Source organism: Rhizobium sp. KNZ2-6A, from assembly GCF_056755475.1.
The window spans coordinates 71697-91557 of the sequence record NZ_JBNDIC010000023.1; the positions used below are offsets into that span (position 1 = coordinate 71697).

General features: G+C 60.4%; 23 protein-coding genes. 9 read left to right on the forward strand and 14 right to left on the reverse strand.

Translation table 11 applies throughout. The features are described 5' to 3' along the window. Positions 1-118: 118 nt before the first annotated feature. From ACPYOP_RS17260 to ACPYOP_RS17295, 8 genes are all read right to left on the reverse strand, one after another. Positions 119-574 (reverse strand): cytochrome c-type biogenesis protein, encoded by a 456-nt coding sequence (locus tag ACPYOP_RS17260; RefSeq protein WP_481411582.1) that lies wholly within the window; start codon positions 572-574, stop codon positions 119-121. A gap of 65 nt (positions 575-639) precedes the next feature. Beyond that, positions 640-2628: a heme lyase CcmF/NrfE family subunit gene (locus ACPYOP_RS17265; RefSeq protein ID WP_481411583.1), complete on the reverse strand. Its 1989-nt coding sequence runs from the start codon at positions 2626-2628 to the stop codon at positions 640-642. After that, positions 2625-3074, reverse strand: coding sequence for a cytochrome c maturation protein CcmE (gene ccmE, locus ACPYOP_RS17270; RefSeq protein WP_481411584.1), 450 nt, complete (start codon positions 3072-3074; stop codon positions 2625-2627). Before ccmE ends, ACPYOP_RS17265 begins: the two co-directional genes overlap by 4 nt. Next, on the reverse strand, positions 3071-4213 hold the full coding sequence (gene ccmI, locus ACPYOP_RS17275; protein WP_481411585.1) for a c-type cytochrome biogenesis protein CcmI: 1143 nt from the start codon (positions 4211-4213) through the stop codon (positions 3071-3073). The genes ccmE and ccmI overlap by 4 nt, the downstream gene beginning before the upstream one ends. Before the next feature lie 95 nt (positions 4214-4308). Continuing rightward, on the reverse strand, positions 4309-4740 hold the full coding sequence (locus ACPYOP_RS17280; protein ID WP_481411586.1) for a hypothetical protein: 432 nt from the start codon (positions 4738-4740) through the stop codon (positions 4309-4311). A 90-nt stretch (positions 4741-4830) separates the two neighbouring features. Next, positions 4831-6228, reverse strand: coding sequence for an ATP-binding protein (locus ACPYOP_RS17285; protein ID WP_481411587.1), 1398 nt, complete (start codon positions 6226-6228; stop codon positions 4831-4833). Next, positions 6218-6889, reverse strand: a complete 672-nt coding sequence (locus ACPYOP_RS17290; RefSeq protein ID WP_481411588.1) for a response regulator transcription factor — start codon at positions 6887-6889, stop codon at positions 6218-6220. The genes ACPYOP_RS17285 and ACPYOP_RS17290 overlap by 11 nt, the downstream gene beginning before the upstream one ends. A gap of 137 nt (positions 6890-7026) precedes the next feature. Next, positions 7027-7281, reverse strand: coding sequence for a hypothetical protein (locus tag ACPYOP_RS17295; RefSeq protein WP_481411589.1), 255 nt, complete (start codon positions 7279-7281; stop codon positions 7027-7029). A gap of 140 nt (positions 7282-7421) precedes the next feature. Here ACPYOP_RS17295 and ACPYOP_RS17300 point away from each other — a divergent pair, with 140 nt between their 5' ends. Continuing rightward, positions 7422-7742, forward strand: a complete 321-nt coding sequence (locus ACPYOP_RS17300) for a hypothetical protein (protein ID WP_481411590.1) — start codon at positions 7422-7424, stop codon at positions 7740-7742. 93 nt (positions 7743-7835) lie between these two features. On the opposite strand, the gene ACPYOP_RS17305 is transcribed toward ACPYOP_RS17300, so the two are convergent. Then, on the reverse strand, positions 7836-8144 hold the full coding sequence (locus tag ACPYOP_RS17305) for a Dabb family protein (RefSeq protein WP_481411591.1): 309 nt from the start codon (positions 8142-8144) through the stop codon (positions 7836-7838). A gap of 157 nt (positions 8145-8301) precedes the next feature. Between ACPYOP_RS17305 and ACPYOP_RS17310 the strand changes: the two genes are divergently transcribed. Then, on the forward strand, positions 8302-8631 hold the full coding sequence (locus ACPYOP_RS17310; RefSeq protein WP_481411592.1) for an MmcQ/YjbR family DNA-binding protein: 330 nt from the start codon (positions 8302-8304) through the stop codon (positions 8629-8631). Here the strand turns inward: ACPYOP_RS17310 and ACPYOP_RS17315 are convergent. Then, positions 8609-9097 (reverse strand): YcgN family cysteine cluster protein, encoded by a 489-nt coding sequence (locus tag ACPYOP_RS17315; RefSeq protein WP_481411593.1) that lies wholly within the window; start codon positions 9095-9097, stop codon positions 8609-8611. The genes ACPYOP_RS17310 and ACPYOP_RS17315 overlap by 23 nt on opposite strands. A gap of 166 nt (positions 9098-9263) precedes the next feature. Here ACPYOP_RS17315 and ACPYOP_RS17320 point away from each other — a divergent pair, with 166 nt between their 5' ends. The 3 genes from ACPYOP_RS17320 to ACPYOP_RS17330 all read left to right on the forward strand — a co-directional run bounded on the left by ACPYOP_RS17320 (position 9264) and on the right by ACPYOP_RS17330 (position 12861). Continuing rightward, the gene (locus ACPYOP_RS17320; RefSeq protein WP_481411594.1) at positions 9264-11459 is read left to right on the forward strand and encodes a transglycosylase domain-containing protein; all 2196 of its coding nucleotides are present in this window, start codon (positions 9264-9266) and stop codon (positions 11457-11459) included. Positions 11460-11729: 270 nt separating this feature from the next. Continuing rightward, positions 11730-12320, forward strand: coding sequence for a DUF1214 domain-containing protein (locus ACPYOP_RS17325; protein WP_481411595.1), 591 nt, complete (start codon positions 11730-11732; stop codon positions 12318-12320). Further along, positions 12313-12861 (forward strand): DUF1254 domain-containing protein, encoded by a 549-nt coding sequence (locus tag ACPYOP_RS17330; RefSeq protein ID WP_481411596.1) that lies wholly within the window; start codon positions 12313-12315, stop codon positions 12859-12861. The genes ACPYOP_RS17325 and ACPYOP_RS17330 overlap by 8 nt, the downstream gene beginning before the upstream one ends. Before the next feature lie 138 nt (positions 12862-12999). On the opposite strand, the gene ACPYOP_RS17335 is transcribed toward ACPYOP_RS17330, so the two are convergent. Then, positions 13000-13167: a hypothetical protein gene (locus tag ACPYOP_RS17335; protein WP_481411597.1), complete on the reverse strand. Its 168-nt coding sequence runs from the start codon at positions 13165-13167 to the stop codon at positions 13000-13002. Positions 13168-13688: 521 nt separating this feature from the next. On the opposite strand from ACPYOP_RS17335, the gene ACPYOP_RS17340 reads away from it, so the two are divergent. Beyond that, complete coding sequence (locus ACPYOP_RS17340; protein WP_481411598.1) at positions 13689-13895, forward strand: hypothetical protein; 207 nt, start codon at positions 13689-13691, stop codon at positions 13893-13895. Between the two features lie 454 nt (positions 13896-14349). Beyond that, entirely contained in the window at positions 14350-15357 is a 1008-nt protein-coding gene (locus ACPYOP_RS17345) for a DUF2336 domain-containing protein (RefSeq protein WP_481411617.1), read from the forward strand. A 7-nt stretch (positions 15358-15364) separates the two neighbouring features. On the opposite strand, the gene ACPYOP_RS17350 is transcribed toward ACPYOP_RS17345, so the two are convergent. The 3 genes from ACPYOP_RS17350 to ACPYOP_RS17360 form a co-directional block, all read right to left on the reverse strand. After that, positions 15365-15724 (reverse strand): DUF1491 family protein, encoded by a 360-nt coding sequence (locus ACPYOP_RS17350; RefSeq protein WP_481411599.1) that lies wholly within the window; start codon positions 15722-15724, stop codon positions 15365-15367. Between the two features lie 94 nt (positions 15725-15818). Continuing rightward, complete coding sequence (locus ACPYOP_RS17355; protein ID WP_481411600.1) at positions 15819-16853, reverse strand: peptidoglycan-binding domain-containing protein; 1035 nt, start codon at positions 16851-16853, stop codon at positions 15819-15821. Continuing rightward, positions 16825-18360: a sensor histidine kinase gene (locus ACPYOP_RS17360; protein WP_481411618.1), complete on the reverse strand. Its 1536-nt coding sequence runs from the start codon at positions 18358-18360 to the stop codon at positions 16825-16827. The genes ACPYOP_RS17355 and ACPYOP_RS17360 overlap by 29 nt, the downstream gene beginning before the upstream one ends. 470 nt (positions 18361-18830) lie before the next feature. Here ACPYOP_RS17360 and ACPYOP_RS17365 point away from each other — a divergent pair, with 470 nt between their 5' ends. Next, complete coding sequence (locus ACPYOP_RS17365; protein ID WP_481411601.1) at positions 18831-19295, forward strand: DUF5330 domain-containing protein; 465 nt, start codon at positions 18831-18833, stop codon at positions 19293-19295. A gap of 129 nt (positions 19296-19424) precedes the next feature. Continuing rightward, positions 19425-19847 carry a SufE family protein gene (locus ACPYOP_RS17370; protein ID WP_481411602.1) on the forward strand — a complete coding sequence of 141 codons (423 nt, stop codon included), beginning with the start codon at positions 19425-19427 and terminating at the stop codon, positions 19845-19847. Positions 19848-19861 lie beyond the last annotated feature (14 nt).

Sequence of the window (19861 nt, forward strand, 5' to 3'; positions counted from 1 at the left end):
CTTTGGTTCGTAGTGATAAGTATATAGGGCGCGACACCTTACAGCGAACTGTCCGCCCCATGAAAAATTCGTAATGTAAGGAAATGGTGGCAATGAGGTGAAGGAAATGACGGCGGCGTTATTTTCCGAGGATCTCGTTCAATTGCGCCTCTTCCTCATCGCTCAGAGGCTTGCCGGTGGGCTTGCCGGCGCGGCGCCGGGCGTAGACGACCAATGCCAATCCGCCGACAACGAAGAGCGCGATCGGCGCGCCCCAGAGTATATAGGTCTTTTCGCTCAGGCGCGGCTTGAGCAGCACGAACTCGCCATAGCGGGAAACGATGTAGTCAAGCACCTGCCGATCCGTATCGCCATCGGCAAGGCGCTTGCGCACGAGCAGGCGCAGATCGCGGGCAAGATCGGCATTGGAATCATCGATGGATTGATTCTGACAGACCATGCAGCGCAGTTCCGCCGAAATCGTACGCGCCCGCGCCTCCAGAGCCGGGTCGGACAGAACCTCGTCGGGATTGACGGCGAATGCGGGGGCAGCGGCAAAGAGCAATGCCAGCAGCATAAGCAGGCGGGTGACCATCCCTAGCCTCTCCCCATGGGGAGAGGGTGCCCGAAGGGCGGATGAGGGGGACCGGTTCAAACGCATCATTCCGCCGGCTCCATCGCCGGGCGAGCCGGCTTCGGCTTGCGGCTGGGGGCGCCGACGCGCAGGCGACGATCGCTGAGCGACACGAAGCCGCCGATCGCCATGACGAGCGCACCCATCCAGATGCAGAGAATGAAGGGCTTCCACCAGATGCGCACGACCATGCCGCCATCCTTGCTGGCATCGCCGACCGACACATAAAGCTGGCTGAGCCCGAGCGTGAGAATGCCGGATTCGGTGGTGGCCGTGCGGCTCGCCGTGAAGACGCGTTTGGCGGAGGACATGTCCGCAAAGGCGACCCCACCGCGGCTGACCGTGAAGCGAGCGCGATCCTCGGTAAAATTGGGACCGACGCCCGACTGCATGCCCTCGAAGCGCAGGCTGTAGCCGCCGAGTTCAGCGGTCTCGCCCGGCTTCATGCTGGTGATGTTCTCGCCCTCGAAGGTCGTCACCGCAATGATGCCAAGGACCGTAATGCCGAGGCCACCATGCGCCAGCGCCGTGCCGAAAGCGGAGCGCGGCAGCCCGCTGAGGCGCCGCCAAGCCACATTCGCAGCCACCTTGCCGACACCGGCGCGATACCAGAGATCGGCCAAGGCGCCGAAGATCAGGAAGAAGCCGGCGGCGAGGCCGAGAACGGCAAGGACCGGGCCGCCATGCCTGATGTAAAACAAGACCAATCCGGCGATGAAGGCCAAGCCTGCCACGACATAGAGCCGCTGCAATGCGCCGAGCAGGTCGCCGCGCTTCCAGGCCAGCAGTGGGCCGAACGGCACGGCAATGAGGATCGGCGTCATCAGCAGCCCGAACGTCATGTTGAAGAAGGGCGGACCGACGGAGATCTTGTCGCCGGTCAGCGTTTCGAGCGCCAGCGGATAGAGCGTACCTGTCAGCACCGTGCCGCAGGCGACCGTCAAGATCAGGTTGTTCAGCACAAGCGCGCCTTCGCGCGAGATCGGCGCGAACAATCCGCCAGCAGCAAGCTTCGGTGCACGGAAGGCGAAAAGCGACAGCGCACCGCCGATGAAGATCAGGAGAATGCAGAGAATGAAGATGCCGCGTGTCGGATCGCTGGCGAAGGAGTGGACCGAGGTCAGCACGCCGGAGCGGACAAGGAAGGTGCCGAGCAATGACAGCGAAAAGGTGAGGATCGCCAGCAGCACGGTCCAGATCTTCAGGGCATCGCGCTTTTCCATGACAACAGCCGAATGCAGCAGCGCCGTGCCGGCAAGCCAGGGCATGAAGGAGGCATTTTCCACCGGGTCCCAGAACCACCAGCCGCCCCAGCCGAGCTCGTAATAGGCCCAATAGGAACCCATGGCGATGCCGAGCGTCAGGAAGCTCCAGGCTGCCAATGTCCAGGGCCGGACCCAGCGCGCCCAGGCGGCATCGATGCGGCCTTCCAACAGTGCCGCGACGGCGAAGGAAAAACAGACGGAAAAGCCGACATAGCCGAGATAGAGCAACGGCGGATGGATCGCCAGACCGATATCCTGCAGCACAGGATTGAGATCCTTGCCCTCCGCCGGCGCCGGATTGAGGCGGATGAACGGATTGGAGGTCAGCAGGATGAAGACCAGGAAGGCCGACGATATCCACGATTGCACGGCCAGCACATTAGCGCGCAGCACATCGGGCAGATTGCGCCCGAACAGCGCGACAAGCGCGCTGAACAGCGCCAGAATCAGCAGCCAGAGCATCATCGACCCCTCGTGATTGCCCCAAACGCCGGAGATCTTAAAGATGAGCGGCATCAGCGAATGGGAATTGGCCCAGACGTTGAGCACCGAGAAATCGGAAGCGACATAGGCGTAGGTCAGCACGCCGAAGGAAAAGGCGACCAGCAGGAACATGACGATCGCACCGACCGGGGCGATATCCATCATCGAGACATCGCCGCGCCGGGCACCGACGACAGGCAGAATGGAGACGACGAGCGCGGTCGCGAGCGCCAGCACGAGGGCATAATGTCCGAGCTCGATGATCATTGGGTGGCCTCCTCGCCTTTCCAGACACCATCGGCCTTCAGCTTATCGGCGACCTGCTTCGGCATGTAGCGCTCATCATGCTTGGCGAGCACACTGTCGGCAACGAAAACGTCGCTGCCAGGCTCGAATTTGCCTTCGGTCACCACACCCTGCCCTTCGCGGAAGAGATCCGGCAGGATGCCATCATATTTGACCTTGATCGCATCGGTGCCGTCGGTAACGGAAAACTGCACCTGCGTGCCCTGACCGCGCACGATCGAGCCCTCGCTGACCAGCCCGCCAAGGCGGATCAGCGTCCCGGCATTGACCGGCGTCTTCGCCAGGTCCGCCGGCATGTAAAAATAGGCGACCGACTGGCTGAAGGCGAAGAGCACGAGCAACACGGCGGCGGCGATGAAACCCATGCCGCCGGCAATCACAGCCAGACGTTTCTGCTTACGGGTCATTGCTGCGTCACCTCCGTCGGCAGTCCCAATTCCTTCGCCAGCGCCAGAAGCTGCCGGCCCTCCCCGCCATCGGCCGGAAACGCCGCAAGGCCGCGCTTCAGCGCATCGGCGGCACGATTCCGATCGTTCAATACGGCATAGGAGCGGATCAACCGCATCCAACCTTCGAAATTCTTCGGATCCTCCTTGAGCTTGGCATCGAGGCTATCGACCATGCCACGGATCATCTGCTGGCGATCGCCGCTGCTGAGCGCGTTCGCCGCGGCGACGTCCTCGGCTGTCGGGTTGCCGGGCGCATTGCCATTGGCGGATGCTACGGGCTGGCCGCCATTCTTGATGATATGTGCGTCGACAGCGGCGAGCCACGGCGCATCCGGCGGCGATTGTTTCGCCAGGGTCTCGAAGGCAGTCTTCGCTTCGGCCGCCTTGCCTTCCTGCTCCAGTGCCAGCGCCAGATAGAAAAGCGTGCGCGGATTGGCGGCATCGAGTGCCAGGGATTGCTGCAGCACGCCCCGTGCCTCGGCGGTCACGATGCCATCGGCCTTGACGACCAGCACCTCGCCGAGATCACCGAGGTGGGCGGCACTCGGCCCTTCCAGGCGAATGACGTTGCGATAGGCAAGCTCGGCATCGGCAATACGATTGCTCCTGAAATAGATCGGCGCTAGGACTTCCCAGCCCTTGGCATCATCCGGGTTCTTGGCCAGATGCTGCTCGATCTTGACGATCGAGATGGCGAGATCGTTTCCGGACTTCTCAAGCCGTGCCTCCAGCGGCTGCGCCGGCAATCCCGGCTTGCCGTTCGCAAGATAAAGACAGAGCCCGACGGCTGGAAGAATGACAATGATGAAGGCCTGGGCAAGGCGATAATTGCCGCGCGCCGGCAATTTCGCCGACGCCTTGCCATCCTTGGCGATTGCGATGAGGCGCCGGCCGACCTCGGCGCGGGCATAGCCGGCCTCCTCGGCGGAAATCAGGCCGCCGGCGAGGTCCCGATCCAGTTCGCGGAGTTGATCGCGATAGACCTCGGTCTCGCCGGAACGACAGTCGCCCGCCTCCTTTGCACCACGCAGAAGGGGATAGAGCAGCACAGCGCCGACAACCGCCGTGAGAACGGCCACGAGAATCCAGAACAGCATATACGCCCAATACTTTAACAGGGCGCTTATTCCAACCGAGAAAGGCCTTCTAACGAAGATTTGAGGCGTTTGGCCGCGCCTTTCGGCGTCGAAACCTATTCGAGCGGCGTCCAAGTGCCATCGTCATTGCGGCAGGCCGCGCCCCTTGCCGTCGTCGGTTTGTCGTCGACGGTGATGGTATGGGTATATTGTCGGCAATTCTGCGAACCGACTTGATAAGGCGCGGCAGGGACTACCTCGCCGCTCGCATTCCTGCCCTTCCATGCCACAGGCTGGCCAAGAGGCGAGGTCTCAAGCGCCCGATATTCCGCTTCCAGCGCGCGCTGCTTGTCGCTATCGCTGAGCTTGATGCCGGTGCGCTCGACGATGCCACCATCAAGAGCATTGATGAAGGTTGCGGAGGCCGGAGGCTTCGCAGACGAAAACAGGCTCTTGCCGCCCCCCAAGCCGCTCGTCGTCGAGCAACCGGAAAGCGCAATCGCGGCGAAAAGAGAGGGAGCGACCAGAAAAAAGGTACGAAGCTTCATACAACCGAACCAGTATCGAAAAGCAAAACCATAGGTACTGCGCTGCGGCATCGTCATGACCCACAACGTCTTTTGGCATCATGCCGTGCCTCACGCAACATCCTTCGTCAGGCCCGGTAAAATTAGGCTGGCGCGAAGCCCGCCCCAGGCGCCTCGGGACAGTTCGAGCCGGCCTTGATATTCATTGGTAATCTCGCTGACAATGGACAGGCCAAGCCCGGTGCCCGGCTTGCTTTCATCGAGCCTGCGCCCGCGCTTCATCGCCTCGCGGATCTGATCCGGCTCAAGCCCTGGCCCATCATCTTCAACCACCAGTTCCACCCAATGACGCCGCACGGGGTCGATGCCCTTGATCTCCGGCGGCGCTTCGTTCGCCGAAAGGCGCACCTTACGTTCGGCAAAGCGGGCGGCATTTTCCAAAAGATTGCCGACGGTCTCCTCCAGATCCTGCTGCTCCATGGCAAGCGTCAGATTGGGAGTAACAGATAGCTCGAACTCCTTGTCCGAATTCAACCGTCGCATCACGCGGACGAGCCGCTCCAGCGCCGGCTCGGCTGCGGTGCGGGCCAGCACGGATTCTCGCTGCGCGGCGATGCGCGCGCGATTGAGGTAGGATTGCACCTGTCCCTGCATCGCTTCAGCCTGGTTCTTCACCAGATCGCCATGTGAGGGTTCAAGCACTCGGGATTCGTTGAGCAGCACCGCGATCGGCGTTTTCAGCGAATGTGCGAGATTGCCGACCTGCATGCGGGCACGCTCGACGATGCGCCTGTTGCTTTCGATCAGCGCATTGACCTCGTTGGCAAGCGGCAGGATCTCGCGCGGAAAATCGCCTTGCAGCCGCTCGCTGTCGCCGGCACGGATACGCTCCAATGCGGCGCGGGCCTTATCGAGCGGTTTCAAGCCATAGAGAATGGCGAGCGCATTGACGATCAGACTGCCGACACCAAAGCCGACCAGCGAGAAATAAAGGCTATGGGAAAAATTGCGAACATCGTCTTCGACGACGGCGACATTGCCGGTCACGCGAAACCTAGCAGCGTGACCATCCCCATCGAGCACGATTTCGGTTTCAACCACCTGTACGCGGTTCCCGAACGCGTCGTTGACGGTGTAATAGCGCTCGTAACGCTTGTCGAAGGGCGCTTCCAGCACCGAAAGGACAGGCAGATTCGACGCACCGAGCGATGGCGAGACCAGCGGCGTTGCCGTATAGGTGCCGAGCGGCTCGACTATCCAGTACCAGCCGGTCTTTGGCTGCGCGAAGCGCAGGTCGCCGAGCTTCGGGTCGCCTGATAGCGCGCCCTGATCGCCGATCGTAACCGAATTGACCACACTGGATAGCTGTGCGCGCAATAGGTCCTGAAAACCGCGCTCGGCGCTCTTGCGATAAATATTCGAGATGACGAGGCCGATCACCACCAGCGCCGCGGCGGACCACAGTGTGGTCAGCAGAAGGACGCGAGCGGTGAGCGACTTAATTCGCATTGGTCGGAGCTTGGATTCGGTAACCAAGGCCGCGGACCGTTTCGATCAGATCGACACCCATCTTCTTGCGCAGACGACCGACAAAGACCTCGATCGTGTTGGAATCCCTATCGAAATCCTGGTCGTACATATGTTCGACAAGCTCGGTGCGCGAGACGACCTCGCCCTTGTGATGCATGAGATAGGCAAGCAGGCGATATTCGTGGGAGGTGAGCTTCAGCGGCTTGCCGTCGACGGTCGCCTTCGAGCTCTTGGTATCGAGCCGCACCGGGCCGCAGACGATTTCCGAGGAGGCATGGCCGGCGGCGCGGCGGATGAGCGCGCGGATGCGCGCCAGCACTTCCTCGACATGGAAGGGCTTGGCAACATAGTCGTCCGCGCCGGCATCGATGCCCGCCACCTTGTCGCTCCAGCGGTCACGAGCGGTAAGGAGCAGCACAGGTGTCGCACGTCCAGCGCCGCGCCATTTCTCCAGTACGGTGATGCCATCCATTTCCGGCAGGCCGATATCCAGAATGATCGCGTCATAGGGTTCGGTATCGCCGAGGAAATGGCCTTCCTCACCATCAAAGGCCGTGTCGACGACATAGCCCGCCTCTTTCAAGGCCTCGGCAAGCTGGCGATTCAAGTTGATATCGTCTTCGACTATGAGAATGCGCATGTCTGGATCCAATTTCCCCGGTTCGAGAAACAGTACTGTAAATCGTGCTGCAGTGGAATCACGGAAACAATAAGATTTTGTGTGGGATTCAAGGGTTTAGATTGTCAATTGCACGTCGGCGCTTCACGTGCCCCGCGTCACATCGGCACTTTCATCGTCACCTTGCGCGGGCGCTGCCCGTTGCCCTGCACGAGAACGGTGATGATGCAGCTGTCGCCGGCAGGTTGTGCGGATAGGAGCTGTCCTCCGGTCTTCTCGACGACCTCGGCGGCAGCCTCGCTACAGTCGCTGCTGGCGCGAGCCACCATGGTCGACGTCGGCGCTGGCGCCGGCAGAACAGCCGAGCCGGCCAGGACGAGGGCCGCCGCTGCTATGCTTGAAAATGAGGCCATGCTTCGGACTTCCCATCGGGATATTAACTTGGTGATTATTTACCCAAACACGTCTGAATGGCAAATGAATGGGCTGTAATTTTCGGCCTACTGGGCAAGCAAGGCACGCACCCTGTGTCTTAACCATTTGAAATGATTGAATGCAAAGTGACAAGCTCGCGACGACGGCAACCGATTGGCGCTCCATCGCCTCGCATCGATACAATCTATCAGCGATATGTCCGCGACGGCGCATATTTGGCTTCGAAGCACCCTTCTTCGAGCCGCAGGGTCAACCATTTTTAATCATTCCTGCTTATCATCTGGCCGTGGGCGCGACTTGGGCATGCGCCACCACGGACCGATGCAAACAGGCCTTCAAGCGCGTTGCCAAGGTAAGGCGCTGGGATTTCCTTGAGTCCTTTGAATTGCTTGGGGCGATTTCTTCTAAAATCGAGTCCGCGACTTCAAAGGCTGATTGAAGAGCCTCACGAAAAGAATCCGATCACTGACAATCCGATTCCGCTCGAATGCTCAATCCATTGAAATGCCTGTCGGGGGCCGTCGCCCCGCGCTCAAAACGGTTCGCGGACGGCCGTCGCGGTCTCGTAATCGGCAGCGATCCGCATTTCGCGCAGCGGACGGACGCGCTCGATGGACCGCTGATAATTTGGATGCGCCTTGTAGGCAGCCAGCGCTGCCTCATCATCGAATTCGCCATAGACGACGAGATCGACTTCGGTTCCGAGCTGGTCGGTCTTTACATTCGTGCCGATTTCCAAGAGCCTCGCATGCGGAATGGCTGTCAGAATCGAGAGGCCGGAGCGGACCTCCTCAAGATTGGCGCGATCAGGAACGGTGAAGAAGACGATATGACGGATCACCCGGCGGCTCCTTGTGCATATGCGAGGGCAAGGCGCGATACCATGCGTATAGGCGCAATTCAATAAACTGACGCTTCGCCTCCGGGACCGTTTCGTCGCAGGCCACGCGCGGGCTGCCATTTACCGCATGGCGGCGAGGCATGTTATCATCGGGGCCATGACCGACGAAGACCTTATATCCCTTGCCCTCAACCTGCCGGAGGCAGCAGAGAGCTCACACTTCGGAACCCGCGATTTTCGGGTTCGGGGCAAGATCTTCATGACCCTTCCGAGCCCGGATTTCTGCGTCGTCAAACTGACACCCGATCAGCAGCAAATGGCATTGGCAACCATGCCCGACGACGTCATGGCTGTGCCGGGCGGCTGGGGTCTGAAGGGCTTTACGCGGCTATTCCATCACGACGCCGATCACGAGGCGATCAAGGCGCTGATGCATCGTGCATGGCGAAACGTGGCGCCGAAATCTATGGCTTTGACGGAGGATTAGGCTCCATGTCGTCTTCGACCGTCAGCGGCCAATCGACGACGTAATCCTCGAAATCCTCGACATCGACATCGTTCTCGCTGATGGTGCGTCCTCGGGCGGAAACACCGGCGATATGCACCGTTTCCGGATCGCCCGAGATCAGCGGGTGCCACCAGTAGAGATCACGGCCTTCCTCGACGAGACGGTAGGCGCAGGTGGGTGGCAGCCATGCCAGCTCCGGCACTTTCTCCGGCGTCAATTGCACGCAATCCGGCACGAAATCCCAACGGTTCGGATAGCTGGTGCAACGACAGCTCTCACCATCCATGAGCTTGCAGCGGACGGAGGTGAAATAGACATCGCCGCTATCCCAGTCCTCCAGCTTGTTGAGACAACAGAGACCGCAGCCGTCGCAAAGGCTTTCCCATTCCGACGAACTCATTTCCGCCAGGGTCTTGGTTTTCCAGAAGGGTAGCTCGTCTGTCATCATCGTCTTCCTCGCCACCCGAGAAGGAGAATTCGGGCTGCGGCATGCATGTCTCTTGTTCTTTTCTCTAAATCAACCAATTATTCAAATAGCCGTTCTATGAGATAATGAGCTTTGTGTGCGCCACAAGGAAGCACGCAGCAATAGTGTGGTCGGGAAGTAGAGCGTGGAAGACCCATCCAATCCAGAAAACGGGCCGAAGGCGGAGCCTGAGACGCAGAAGGACAGCAGGGCCGAAAAGCCGCGGCGGCGGAAACGTTACTTCTTTCTGCGCCTCGATTCATGGATCGACTCCACCTTATGGAATGCCGGTTTCGGCCTTGCGGAAGCCTGGGAGGAGATCACGATCTTCTTCCGCCGTTTCCGCGTGCGTGGCTGGAAACGCATCGTTTTCGAGCTGCTCGGCGAAGGCCTGACGCTGGGTGCGGCCGGCTCGGTCGTGATGCTGATGCTTGCGATGCCCGCCTTCGAGGCGACGCAGGGCGATTGGCGCAATCGCGGCAATTTCGCCGTCACCTTCCTCGACCGCTACGGCAATGTCATCGGCCACCGCGGCATCATTCATGAGAATTCCGTGCCGGTCGACCAGTTGCCGGACTATTTCGTCAAGGCGGTGCTCGCCACCGAGGACCGGCGCTTCTTCGACCATTTCGGCATCGACGTGATCGGCCTTTTCCGTGCCGTGAGTGTCAATGCGCAGGCCGGCGGCGTCGTCCAGGGCGGCTCGACGCTGACACAGCAGCTCGCCAAGAACATCTTCCTCAGCAACGAGCGCTCCATCGAACGCAAGGTCAAGGAAGCCTTCCTGGCGATCTGGCTCGAAGCCAATCTCTCCAAGAAGGAGATTCTGAGCCTCTATCTCGACCGCACCTACATGGGCGGCGGCACCTTCGGCGCGGCGGCAGCTGCGCAATTCTATTTCGGCAAGAGCATTGCCGACGTCAATCTGGCGGAGGCTGCGATGCTGGCCGGCCTGTTCAAGGCGCCGGCGAAATATGCGCCGCACGTCAATCTGCCAGCCGCCCGCGCCCGCGCCAACGATGTGCTTTCCAACCTCGTTCAGAGCGGGCTGATGACCGAAGGGCAGGTGATCGCCGCACGGCGCAATCCGGCCTCCATCGTCGACCGCGCCCAAATCGAATCCCCGGACTATTTCCTCGACTGGGCCTTCGACGAAGTGCAGCGGCTCGCGACGCGGTTCCCCGAGCGTTCGCTGATCGTTCGCACTACCATCGACATGGGGCTGCAGAAGGCGGCGGAAGATTCCGTTCAATCCAGCCTGATGGAGTTCGGCGAACGTTACCATGCCAAGCAGGGCGCCAGTGTCATGATCGAAAATGGCGGCGCCGTTCGTGCCATGGTCGGCGGCAGCGACTATGGCGAAAGCCAGTTCAACCGCGCGACCAAGGCGCTGCGCCAGCCGGGCTCCTCCTTCAAGATCTACACTTACTCCGTCGCGATGGAGAACGGCATGACGCCGACATCCACCATCGTCGACGCGCCGATTTCCTGGGGCAACTGGAGCCCGCACAATTACGAGAACCGCTATGAAGGCAAGGTGACGCTGACGCAGGCAATTACGCAGTCGATCAACACAATCCCGGTGCGGCTGGCGAAGGAGAAGTTCGGCATCCAGCCCATTCGCAACATGGCCAAGGCCATGGGCGTGGAAACGCCGATCCGCAACGACAAGACCATTCCGATCGGCACCTCGGAAGTGACCGTTCTCGACCAGGCGACGGCCTATGCCGTCTTTCCGGCCAACGGCATGCAGTCGCGGCGTCACGGCATCGATCAGATCACCGGCTATGACGGCAAGGTGCTCTACGATTTCGGTCATGACGAGCAGCTGCCCAAGCGCGTCCTCAGCGAAAAGGCGGCGTCCTATATGAACCAGATGCTGACACAGGTTCCGGTCATCGGCACCGGCCGCAGGGCAGCGCTCGACAACGGCATCGTGGTCGGCGGCAAGACCGGCACCACGCAGGCCTACCGCGATGCCTGGTTCATCGGCTTTACCGGCAACTACACCTGCGCCGTCTGGTTCGGCAACGATGATTATACCTCGACCAACAACATGACGGGCGGCACGCTGCCGGCGATGACCTTCAAGAAGATCATGGACTACGCGCATCAGGGCATCGTCTTGAAACCCATACCCGGCATCAGCAACCCGTTCCCGGTGCAGAAGCCGCAAACCGTCGCAGCCAAGAAGCCGGCCGAAACCTCCACTCCCAGCCTGCCTCCCCTCATGCGACCACGCTCGCTTTCGGTGGATTCCACGAATATCCTGCGTGATATCGGCGAAAGGCTGAAGGCCGCAAACCGGCTCGGCGTGCAGAAGGTGGCGACGGCGGAATAGAGATTATCCAAGCAGAGACGATAACGGAGGCCGCATAGGCGGCCTCGGGGCAGGTTTTCCAACGAAAATATGAGGGAATACGCCGCGGTCGCAACAAGGCCGGCCGACAGGCGAATGGCCCGACAGCAGCTGGCGTTTCGGCCGCAGACCCCTTGGTTCTTTTGCCGGCTGCATTTCTGTATGACCGCAGTCCGAGAGAGCCCCGCCCTTCCCCCTTCCGGCAGAATCAGGAATAAATCGACACTGATTTGTCACGAGGACGATCCTAGGGTGTTCCGAGTTCCCCTTCTTGTTGCGCTTTCGCTTGTCATCGCCTTCGGCGGCGGGATCGTGTTCACGCTCCTGGCGCTGGATGCGACCTCCGGTTTTGGCGCGATCAAGCTCGGTGCCTGGCAGGCCTTCCCGGAAATGCAGACGGCCGATGCCGATCCTTATGCGAAATCCCATAGGGCTCGCGCCGGACGCTTGCTCTACGGCACCGCGGAGGGGCTGGTGTTTACCGCCTCCGATGACGATGCCGGCGCGCGGCTGACGACATCTTGCAGCTACCGCATCAGCGGTCAGACACCGCCGGCAAGACTCTGGACGCTGTTCATCGCGGGCAATGACGGGCAACCGATCGAAGGCGTCGCCGCCGGACGTCCCTCCACTATCAATTCCTGGATCGTCCTGCGCAATCCGGATTCGAGCTTCAGCATCACGGTTTCGCCCAATGCCGAGGCGGGCAACTGGCTCGCCTTGCCCGCCGCCGGCAATTTCCGTCTCGTGTGGACGCTGCTGGATTCGCCGGCCGCCGGCAATTCCGGCCTGATCGATCTCGGCATGCCGAAACTCGAAAAAATCGGGTGCGGCAATGTTTAGATTCGTTTTCGCGACCATGACAGGCTTGTTCGGCGCAGCTCTGCTGCACATTGTCATCATCCTCTCCTTGCCGCATTTTTCCGACCGCGATGCCTATACCCGCGTATCGGACGAGGGCGACGAGAACCATTTCTACATGCTCGACGACAAGGATGACGAGGCGGGGCTTTCCAACACCGATCCCTATATCCGCACCGCCGTCTGCGCATTCGATATCGAGGACACTCCCGTTCATTTGACCGCGAAAGGCAAAGTGCCTTTCTGGTCGCTCGCCGTCTATGATGCCGCATCGAATGAAGTGTTCAGCATGAGCGACCGCACATCCGTCGGCGGTGCGCTCGATTTATTGCTCGCATCCCCTGTCCAGCTCACGGGCATACGCAAGGCGTTGCCGCCAGCCCTCGCCCAATCGATCCTGGTGGAAGTGCCGCGCGCCCAAGGCTATGCGGTGCTGCATACGATGGCGCCGCAAGGCAGCTTTGATAACGCCGCCCGCGAATTCCTATCGGAAGCGGGTTGCGACGAATTTGACAATGGCTGAGATAACTGGGCTGGGAGACCTGGGCTTCTGGCGGCAGGGGGATTTGCGCGATCTAACGCGCCGTCTCGCCGCAATGGGCGACGGCTGAATTATATCAGCAACCGGGAGATGCGTGCATGGACGCGCCCTTCCCGAGCACTACTTTCCCTTTGCCCGCTTCGGCCCGGCTCCCGGCCGATGAGTGGGCGTATCCAGATGTTCGTAGCGCACGCCGGTAAACAAAAGGATCTTTGCTTCCACCGGCTCCTTCTGGGCGCGCGGCATCATGCGCAATCGCCAATCCGAAAGAGATATAATCTTTGCCATTCTCGTCTCCATTTATGTCTCGAGACGGATGAACTTGCGACTTGATTTCACCCTGCCCGCCGCTGAAACGGGCTAACGCTTCCCTCCATTCAGCCTTGTTTCCTGGGCTACAACAGAGGCATTCGCGCCTTCTCACGGCATTTCCCTGACACCGTGGCATGGTCCGCCATTTGCGACCTCCATGCTCCTCTTACACTCAATCACATTCTGCCAATCGCTGCTTCCAGTCGGAATTCAGACATATCGCAGTTAACAGAATGCTAATCATCGTCGCTCGTCACCCTCGGCATGAGTCGTACTGCCCTAATAACGCTGTGGCGACGGCTTTAGTTTCATCGGCCGACGAAAAATCGTCGGAACCGATTTCGCCGGGAAATCAAGCGATATCAAATTCTTAGGTAAACGGATGGTGTTGCCGGTAATTGAAATTGAGCCGATCCGTTGCAGAAAAACGTCACGCAAATATTATTTGCGCTCACGAAAAATTAACGTATTGTAATGTTGAAATTCGAGGGCGATCAATGAATATGGCGGGCAGTTCCGTCTTTTCTCCAGAGGATGTCATCATCCTGCGCGGTGCGCTTGACGAGTGGTGTCAGGAAAAGCGGATCGATATAAAAAGTGCCGAAGCTGAGTTCGCGGCCACGGCCGCGATCGGCCTTTTTCAATCGGGCTATAACACTTCGGAAAAGCTGCTCGCCGCCATGCGCGAGCATAAAGGCCTCTGAACTATCCTCATTCTTATCACGGCACCGGCCGAGACCCAGACTGCATTTCGCAGACATGGCAGTATGGCGCCGGTAACGCTTTTCAAGTAAAACCCCCATAGGTTGAACACCTACACTGACGCGCATCCTGCGAAAGGTTATCCACAGGAGGCCTGGTCCGCTAAGCCGCCGTGGATATGGCCGATGTCGGGCGGTCGTCCCCGCGCAAGCTTAACGCGTAATTTTTATTCGGATTTTAATAAAGTTTTCACGAACCATTAACCTTGGCGGCCTTAGTCTTTCGCGAAAGCCAGATAAGGACGACCGTGTCCATACCCGTTTCGACACTCGCCGCCGAAGACGCCTTCTTCATCGAAAGGGCCGTTCGGCACGATCGGAAAGAAGCGCTGCGGGATCCATGGTCGACCGTCCGGCTCCCTGCTTTTTTGTTCCGAGTATCAGTATGGGTGTTGGCGTGCGTGACCGGTTTCGAGACCTTGAAGAGCCTGCGACAGTCCGCAAGAAGGACGTGGTTCTGATGGCGACGATCACCAGCTTCGAGAGCATGGGGCACCCATCCAAATCGGAACTCCGCCAATTCGCCGAGCTTTTCACGCCCGTTTTCCAGGCGTCTTCGGAGGAGGCGAAGCGACAGGCCGTCGCCGCCCTTTCCCAATGTCAGACTGTGCCGCAGGCGGTTGCGCTGTTCATCGGCTGTCAGCCGATCGCCATCGCCGCCCCTTTCCTCACGGGCTCGCAGGCGATCGACGACGACACGCTGATCACCATCGCCCGCACGCAGGGCGCTGCCCATGCGCGGGCGATCGTCCGCCGGTCGTCCCTCTCCCCCAAAGTCATCGACGCTCTCGTCGGCCTGCATCAGGCCGAGCCGGAGCGCGGCATGACTGTGGCGGAGCAGCAAACGGAAGCTATCTCGACTCAGGCAGAGATAACGGAAACCGAGCGGCTTTCGCGCGAAGAGGTCTTGCGTCAGCAGATAAAGCAGGCCGCCCGCCATATGGGCCGTGACGACAAGGATCGCCTCGGCCTGCGCAGCCTCAACGAAACGCAGGAAGCCCTGCTTGTGCGGTTTGCCCGCGAACGCGATGCGCGGCAATTTGCGACAACGCTCGCGGACGCGCTTTCCTCCAGCCACTGGCTCGCGGAGCGCATCCTGCTCGACACCTCGGGCCAACAGCTTGCCGTCACGCTCGTCAGCCTCGGCATGGGCATCGCCGATGCCGTCTATTCGCTCGAACGCTTCTATCCGCATCTGGCGGAACGGCATGGCAGCGTCAGTCGGGCATGGCTGGTGCTCGACGATATCGATGCGGAAGAGAGCCAGGCCCGCGTCGAGGCGTGGCGCCGCGCCGACAGCTACACCTATCTACCGCAGGAAAAGCCGGCACAGCGGCCCGCAGCGTCGTTGTTTGGCGCGAAGTCAGGTAGTATCCGCGAATTGCGGGTGGCAAACCGGCGATAAAGACGGCTCAATCCAGCGGATTGGCGCGTAAACCGGCCAAGGGGACGATATCGGCGATATCGTCCGTCTCCAGCTCGACGACCCACAAATCCGGATCGAATTTCAGTTCGCGATCGAGGGTCTCGCGGATATCATGCGGTTCCTTCCGCTCGATGCGGATTTCGAAGAGTCGCGTTCCGCTCTCCTCCTCATCGAACAGGCTCTGCGGAGCGGGTGCGTAAAGGGTTTCCGTACCATCGCGGAAACGCTGCCGAATGAAGATCGCGCCCGCGTGCTCCTCCCCCTTCCGCTCGACGGCGGCAAAATCGCCACGGGCGAACAGGCGGCGGACAAGAGCGGAAACAAAGATGTCGCTGCGCAATCTCATAGGCGAGCTATAGCGGCGCGAGGCGGCCAAGGCAATTCAAGCCGGCTCGGAGTGCATCGATATGCGGAGTTTGCAGATATGCTTTCGGCAAGCTTCAGAGCGCGCCGATATCCTGCAGTTTTTTCAGCACCGCCATATTCGGCTCGCCGGTCTCGGGCAGACGGTAGTGCTTCTGGAAGCGGCGGATGGCGGCCTTGGTTTGCTCCCCGGCGACGCCATCGATGCTGACATTGGTGTAGGCGATGTTGCTCAGGCCCTTCTGGATCTGCATGACCAGATTGATCTTGTTGACCGCATCGCTCGGGACAGCCTTCACCGCGACGGCGCCGGTCTTCAAATTCTTCTCCGCGTTCTGAATGGCGGCGGCAACCGGATCGACAGCGCCTGCGGTGGCGGACACATTGACGGGACGCTCGGCAGGCACGGCGGCAGCGCCTGCCCTGCCGCCGGCCGGCGTCGTGTCGGCAACATTGCCGGCTTTCAGGGCCGCCAGAAGCTCCGGCGTCGGTACGCCGGTCTGAGCCAGGCCAGAGGCCTCCTGGAAGAAGAGAATGGCCGATGTCGTGCGCGATCCAGGCTTTCCGTCGGCAACGCCATCATAAAGGCCGTGACGGATAAGTTCCGCCTGCAAATCGGCAACCAGCTTCGATGGAGCGGCGGATGGCTGCGCCGAGGGCGGGCTCGCTACCTGCCCGCCTGATGCGGGTGCGGCGGGACCGGAGGCCGAATCCTGCCGCTCTATCCGGAATGTCGTGACGTTGCCGGCATCGGCCTGCTGTGCGTGCAGGAACGATCTGCGGCCGGGAATCTGATAGGGCGAACCGGGATCACGGGTGCGCAGCATGGGTGATGGGTGCGTGCCGGTCTGGTACCAAAGTGCGTTTGCGGTTACGAAGCCGAAAACGCCGAAGAAGAGCGCGACACCGCCGGCAATGACGGGATGGCGACCGACCGCGCCGCCGATCAGACCGGCGAGTGCGCCCATACCGCGAAGGCCGAGGCCACCCAGCGCAGTACTGCCGCGCAGGCTGAGGCTGCCCAGGGCAACCGCTCCACGAGAAGCAAGACCGGGCTGCTTGCGCCTGCCCTTTCCTCTTCCCTTAGGCGATTTTCGCTTTTGCGGGGCCATTCATCCCTTCCTTGTTTCGCCCTTCGTTCGTCTCCGTTGTATGTTTCAGGCGTGGCGGAAAATCGACGGGGCGATTGACATCCACAGGCTGTTGCACCGCCACGACCCCCGAGCCGTCGAACGGGATCAGGATGGTGATCACCGTGCCTTCACCCGGTGCGCTGGCGATGGAAAAGTTTCCGCCGTGCAGGCCGACGAGGCCCTTGACCAGCGACAGGCCGAGACCGGTGCCGGCATATCGGCGCGTATAGTCGTTCTGGATCTGCACGAAAGGCTGACCGAGGGAGGCCAACCGCTCGCTTGCGATGCCAATCCCGGTATCGCCGATCGACAGCTTCAGCATGCCATCGGTCAATGCCGCATCGATGGTGATCGCGCCGCCCGCATCGGTGAACTTGATGGCATTGCCGACGAGGTTGATGAGGATCTGCTGGATGGCACGCTGATCGGCAACGATCTCCCCGAGGCCGCGCTGGATGCGGCTCGTCAAGGTGAGCCCCTTCTCCTTGGCCTGCAGACCCAGCATCGCTTCGCATGTCGCGATGGATTCCTCGATCGAGAAGGATTCGAGCAGCAATTCGTAGCGGCCCGCCTCGATCTTGCTCATATCGAGCATGGTGTTGACCACCGACAGCAGATGCGCGCCCGACTGGCGGATCAGGCCGACATATTCACGCTGGCGGTTGTTTTCGAGCTTGCCGAAATATTCTCCGCTGAGGATGTCGGAGAAGCCCAGGATCGCATTGAGCGGCGTGCGCAGTTCATGGCTGACAGCAGCCAGGAAACGCGATTTCGCATCATTGGCCGATTCCGCCTCGGCTGCCTTGCGGGCTGCGTCTTCACGAAGCTGCTGGTCCTGAGAGATGTCGCGCAGCTGGCTGACGATCGCGGTCAGGCGTCCCTCGCCGTCCCGGCGCGCCGTCAGCTCCATGCGGACATGGACGAACTGGGCGTCGCCGCCGACAACCGCGGAACGTTCCAGGCGCAGATCGACGCCGTAAGAATCCCGGCCCTGACGAAGTATGTCGATCGCCTGCAGGAAGACGATGCGGTCCGAAACGTGGATTTGCTCGACGAAGCCGCGGCCCGTCGGATCGCGCATCCAGCTCAGGAATTCGACACGGTCACGGCCGCCGACGGTCGTCACGTTTCCCTGCGGATCAAGCAGCAATACCAGGCCGAACGCGGCTTCCAGCATCAGGTCGCGGTGTTCGACGACCACGGCTTCCGCGGGAAGAGACGATGGCCGCTGACGCGACAGCGCGATGCTGCCGACGGCCGAAAACAGGAAAGCGGCGCAGACCGTGGCGACACCCACGGGCAGGGCCACGGCCGGGCTGGTAACGAAGGAGAGGCCCACGGGAACAGCAAAGAGGGCAACGGAGGAGACGAGCGCAAGCCGGCGAAGGATCGCCAGCTCCTGCCCATGGACTTCGCCATTCCCGCTCGTCCGGGAGAGCCAGCTTCCGCCCACCCGGTCTACGAAGGCCCCAGCCCCGACAGCCATGTCACTCAATACACGCACACTACAACCCGTCAAAACGGTCACTTATTGGACTGCACAATAGGCCTTGCGGGCTTAAGGAAAGAATAAAGGAGGAACGCGCCGGATGGTTCAAAAGGCGCCAAAATCCCGTTTTGGCGCAGAATGCGGGACCTTTGTTTTTTGTGGTTAACAGCAGGTAAGCAACGGATTTTATTCATATTTCCGGCGTGCGTTAACTTTTGTGACAAGACTGAAACCCGCAAAGCCCTGCATATCAACAGGATCAGACGAGACATGCTTAACAGCAAACGCTACAATTTGATCTAAATCCGGCTCGAATTTGGAAAGCTAAAATTTGAATCAAATTAGCGAAAAATGCCGCCGAGTTTTGAAAAGCGCTGTTGTCCTCTGCCGGATAGGCTTCGAAGCAGATCGGACGAGCAAGTCCGAATCGGCCGCCGGGCCGAACGACAGAGAGGATGGGCAAGGCAATGTGGTTTCTGATTAGAGCGGGGTTCTGGTTTTCGCTGGTTCTCATGTTCCTGCCGATCTTCGCAAAACCCCAGGGTGATCCGCGGCCGGCAGGCGAATCGACGGTACAGGTTTCCGACGCGATTTCGGCTGCCTCGGGCGTCGTTCAATATGTCGGCGCCATGTGCACCGAGAAACCGGATGTCTGCTTAAAGGGTGGCGAAACGCTGACGGCCCTCGGATATCAGGTTGGTGACGGCGCCCGCGTCGCCTACGATATGCTCGGCCGCCACTTCAAGGATCAGCCGGCAAATGCATCCGCTGATGCCGCATCGATCAACGCAAGCGTCGATCAGGTCGCCGCCATGGCCCAGCCGATGCCGGCCAAGCGCGTGACCAACGCCGAAACGGCCGATGTGGTCGTTACCGGCACGGTCCGGCTGCCATCCTCCATTCCGCTGCCGACGCCGCGCCCACGCATCTGACGCTTCTCCATTGGCCCAGCCTGAACGCCGTGACCTGCCCATGGTCAGCGGCGTTCTTTTTTGTCACGGGTTCAAATTGCCCGTCACTTCGCCTATATCCAAGGCATATGGACAATCTGGATCATTGCAATGGCATCGCTTGAAAAGATCATCGACGACTTTTCCTTCCTGGACGACTGGGAGGATCGCTATCGCTACGTGATCGAACTCGGCAAGGCATTGCCTGATCTGCCGGAAGAGAAGCGGACGCTGGAAAACAAGGTACAGGGCTGCGCCAGCCAGGTCTGGCTCGTCACGCATACGTCCGGCGATCCCGAGAACCCGGTCTTGACGTTCGAAGGCGATTCCGACGCTCATATCGTGCGTGGATTGGTGGCAATCGTGATGGCGACCTATTCGGGCAAGCCCGCCTCTGAAATCGCTGCGCTCGATGCACTCGACGTCTTCGGCAAGATCGGTCTCGTGGAGCATCTCTCGTCGCAGCGCGCCAATGGGCTGCGGTCGATGATCAAGCGCATCCGCGAGGAAGCCCGCGTCAGAGCCGCGGCATAGGCTCGGATTTACGA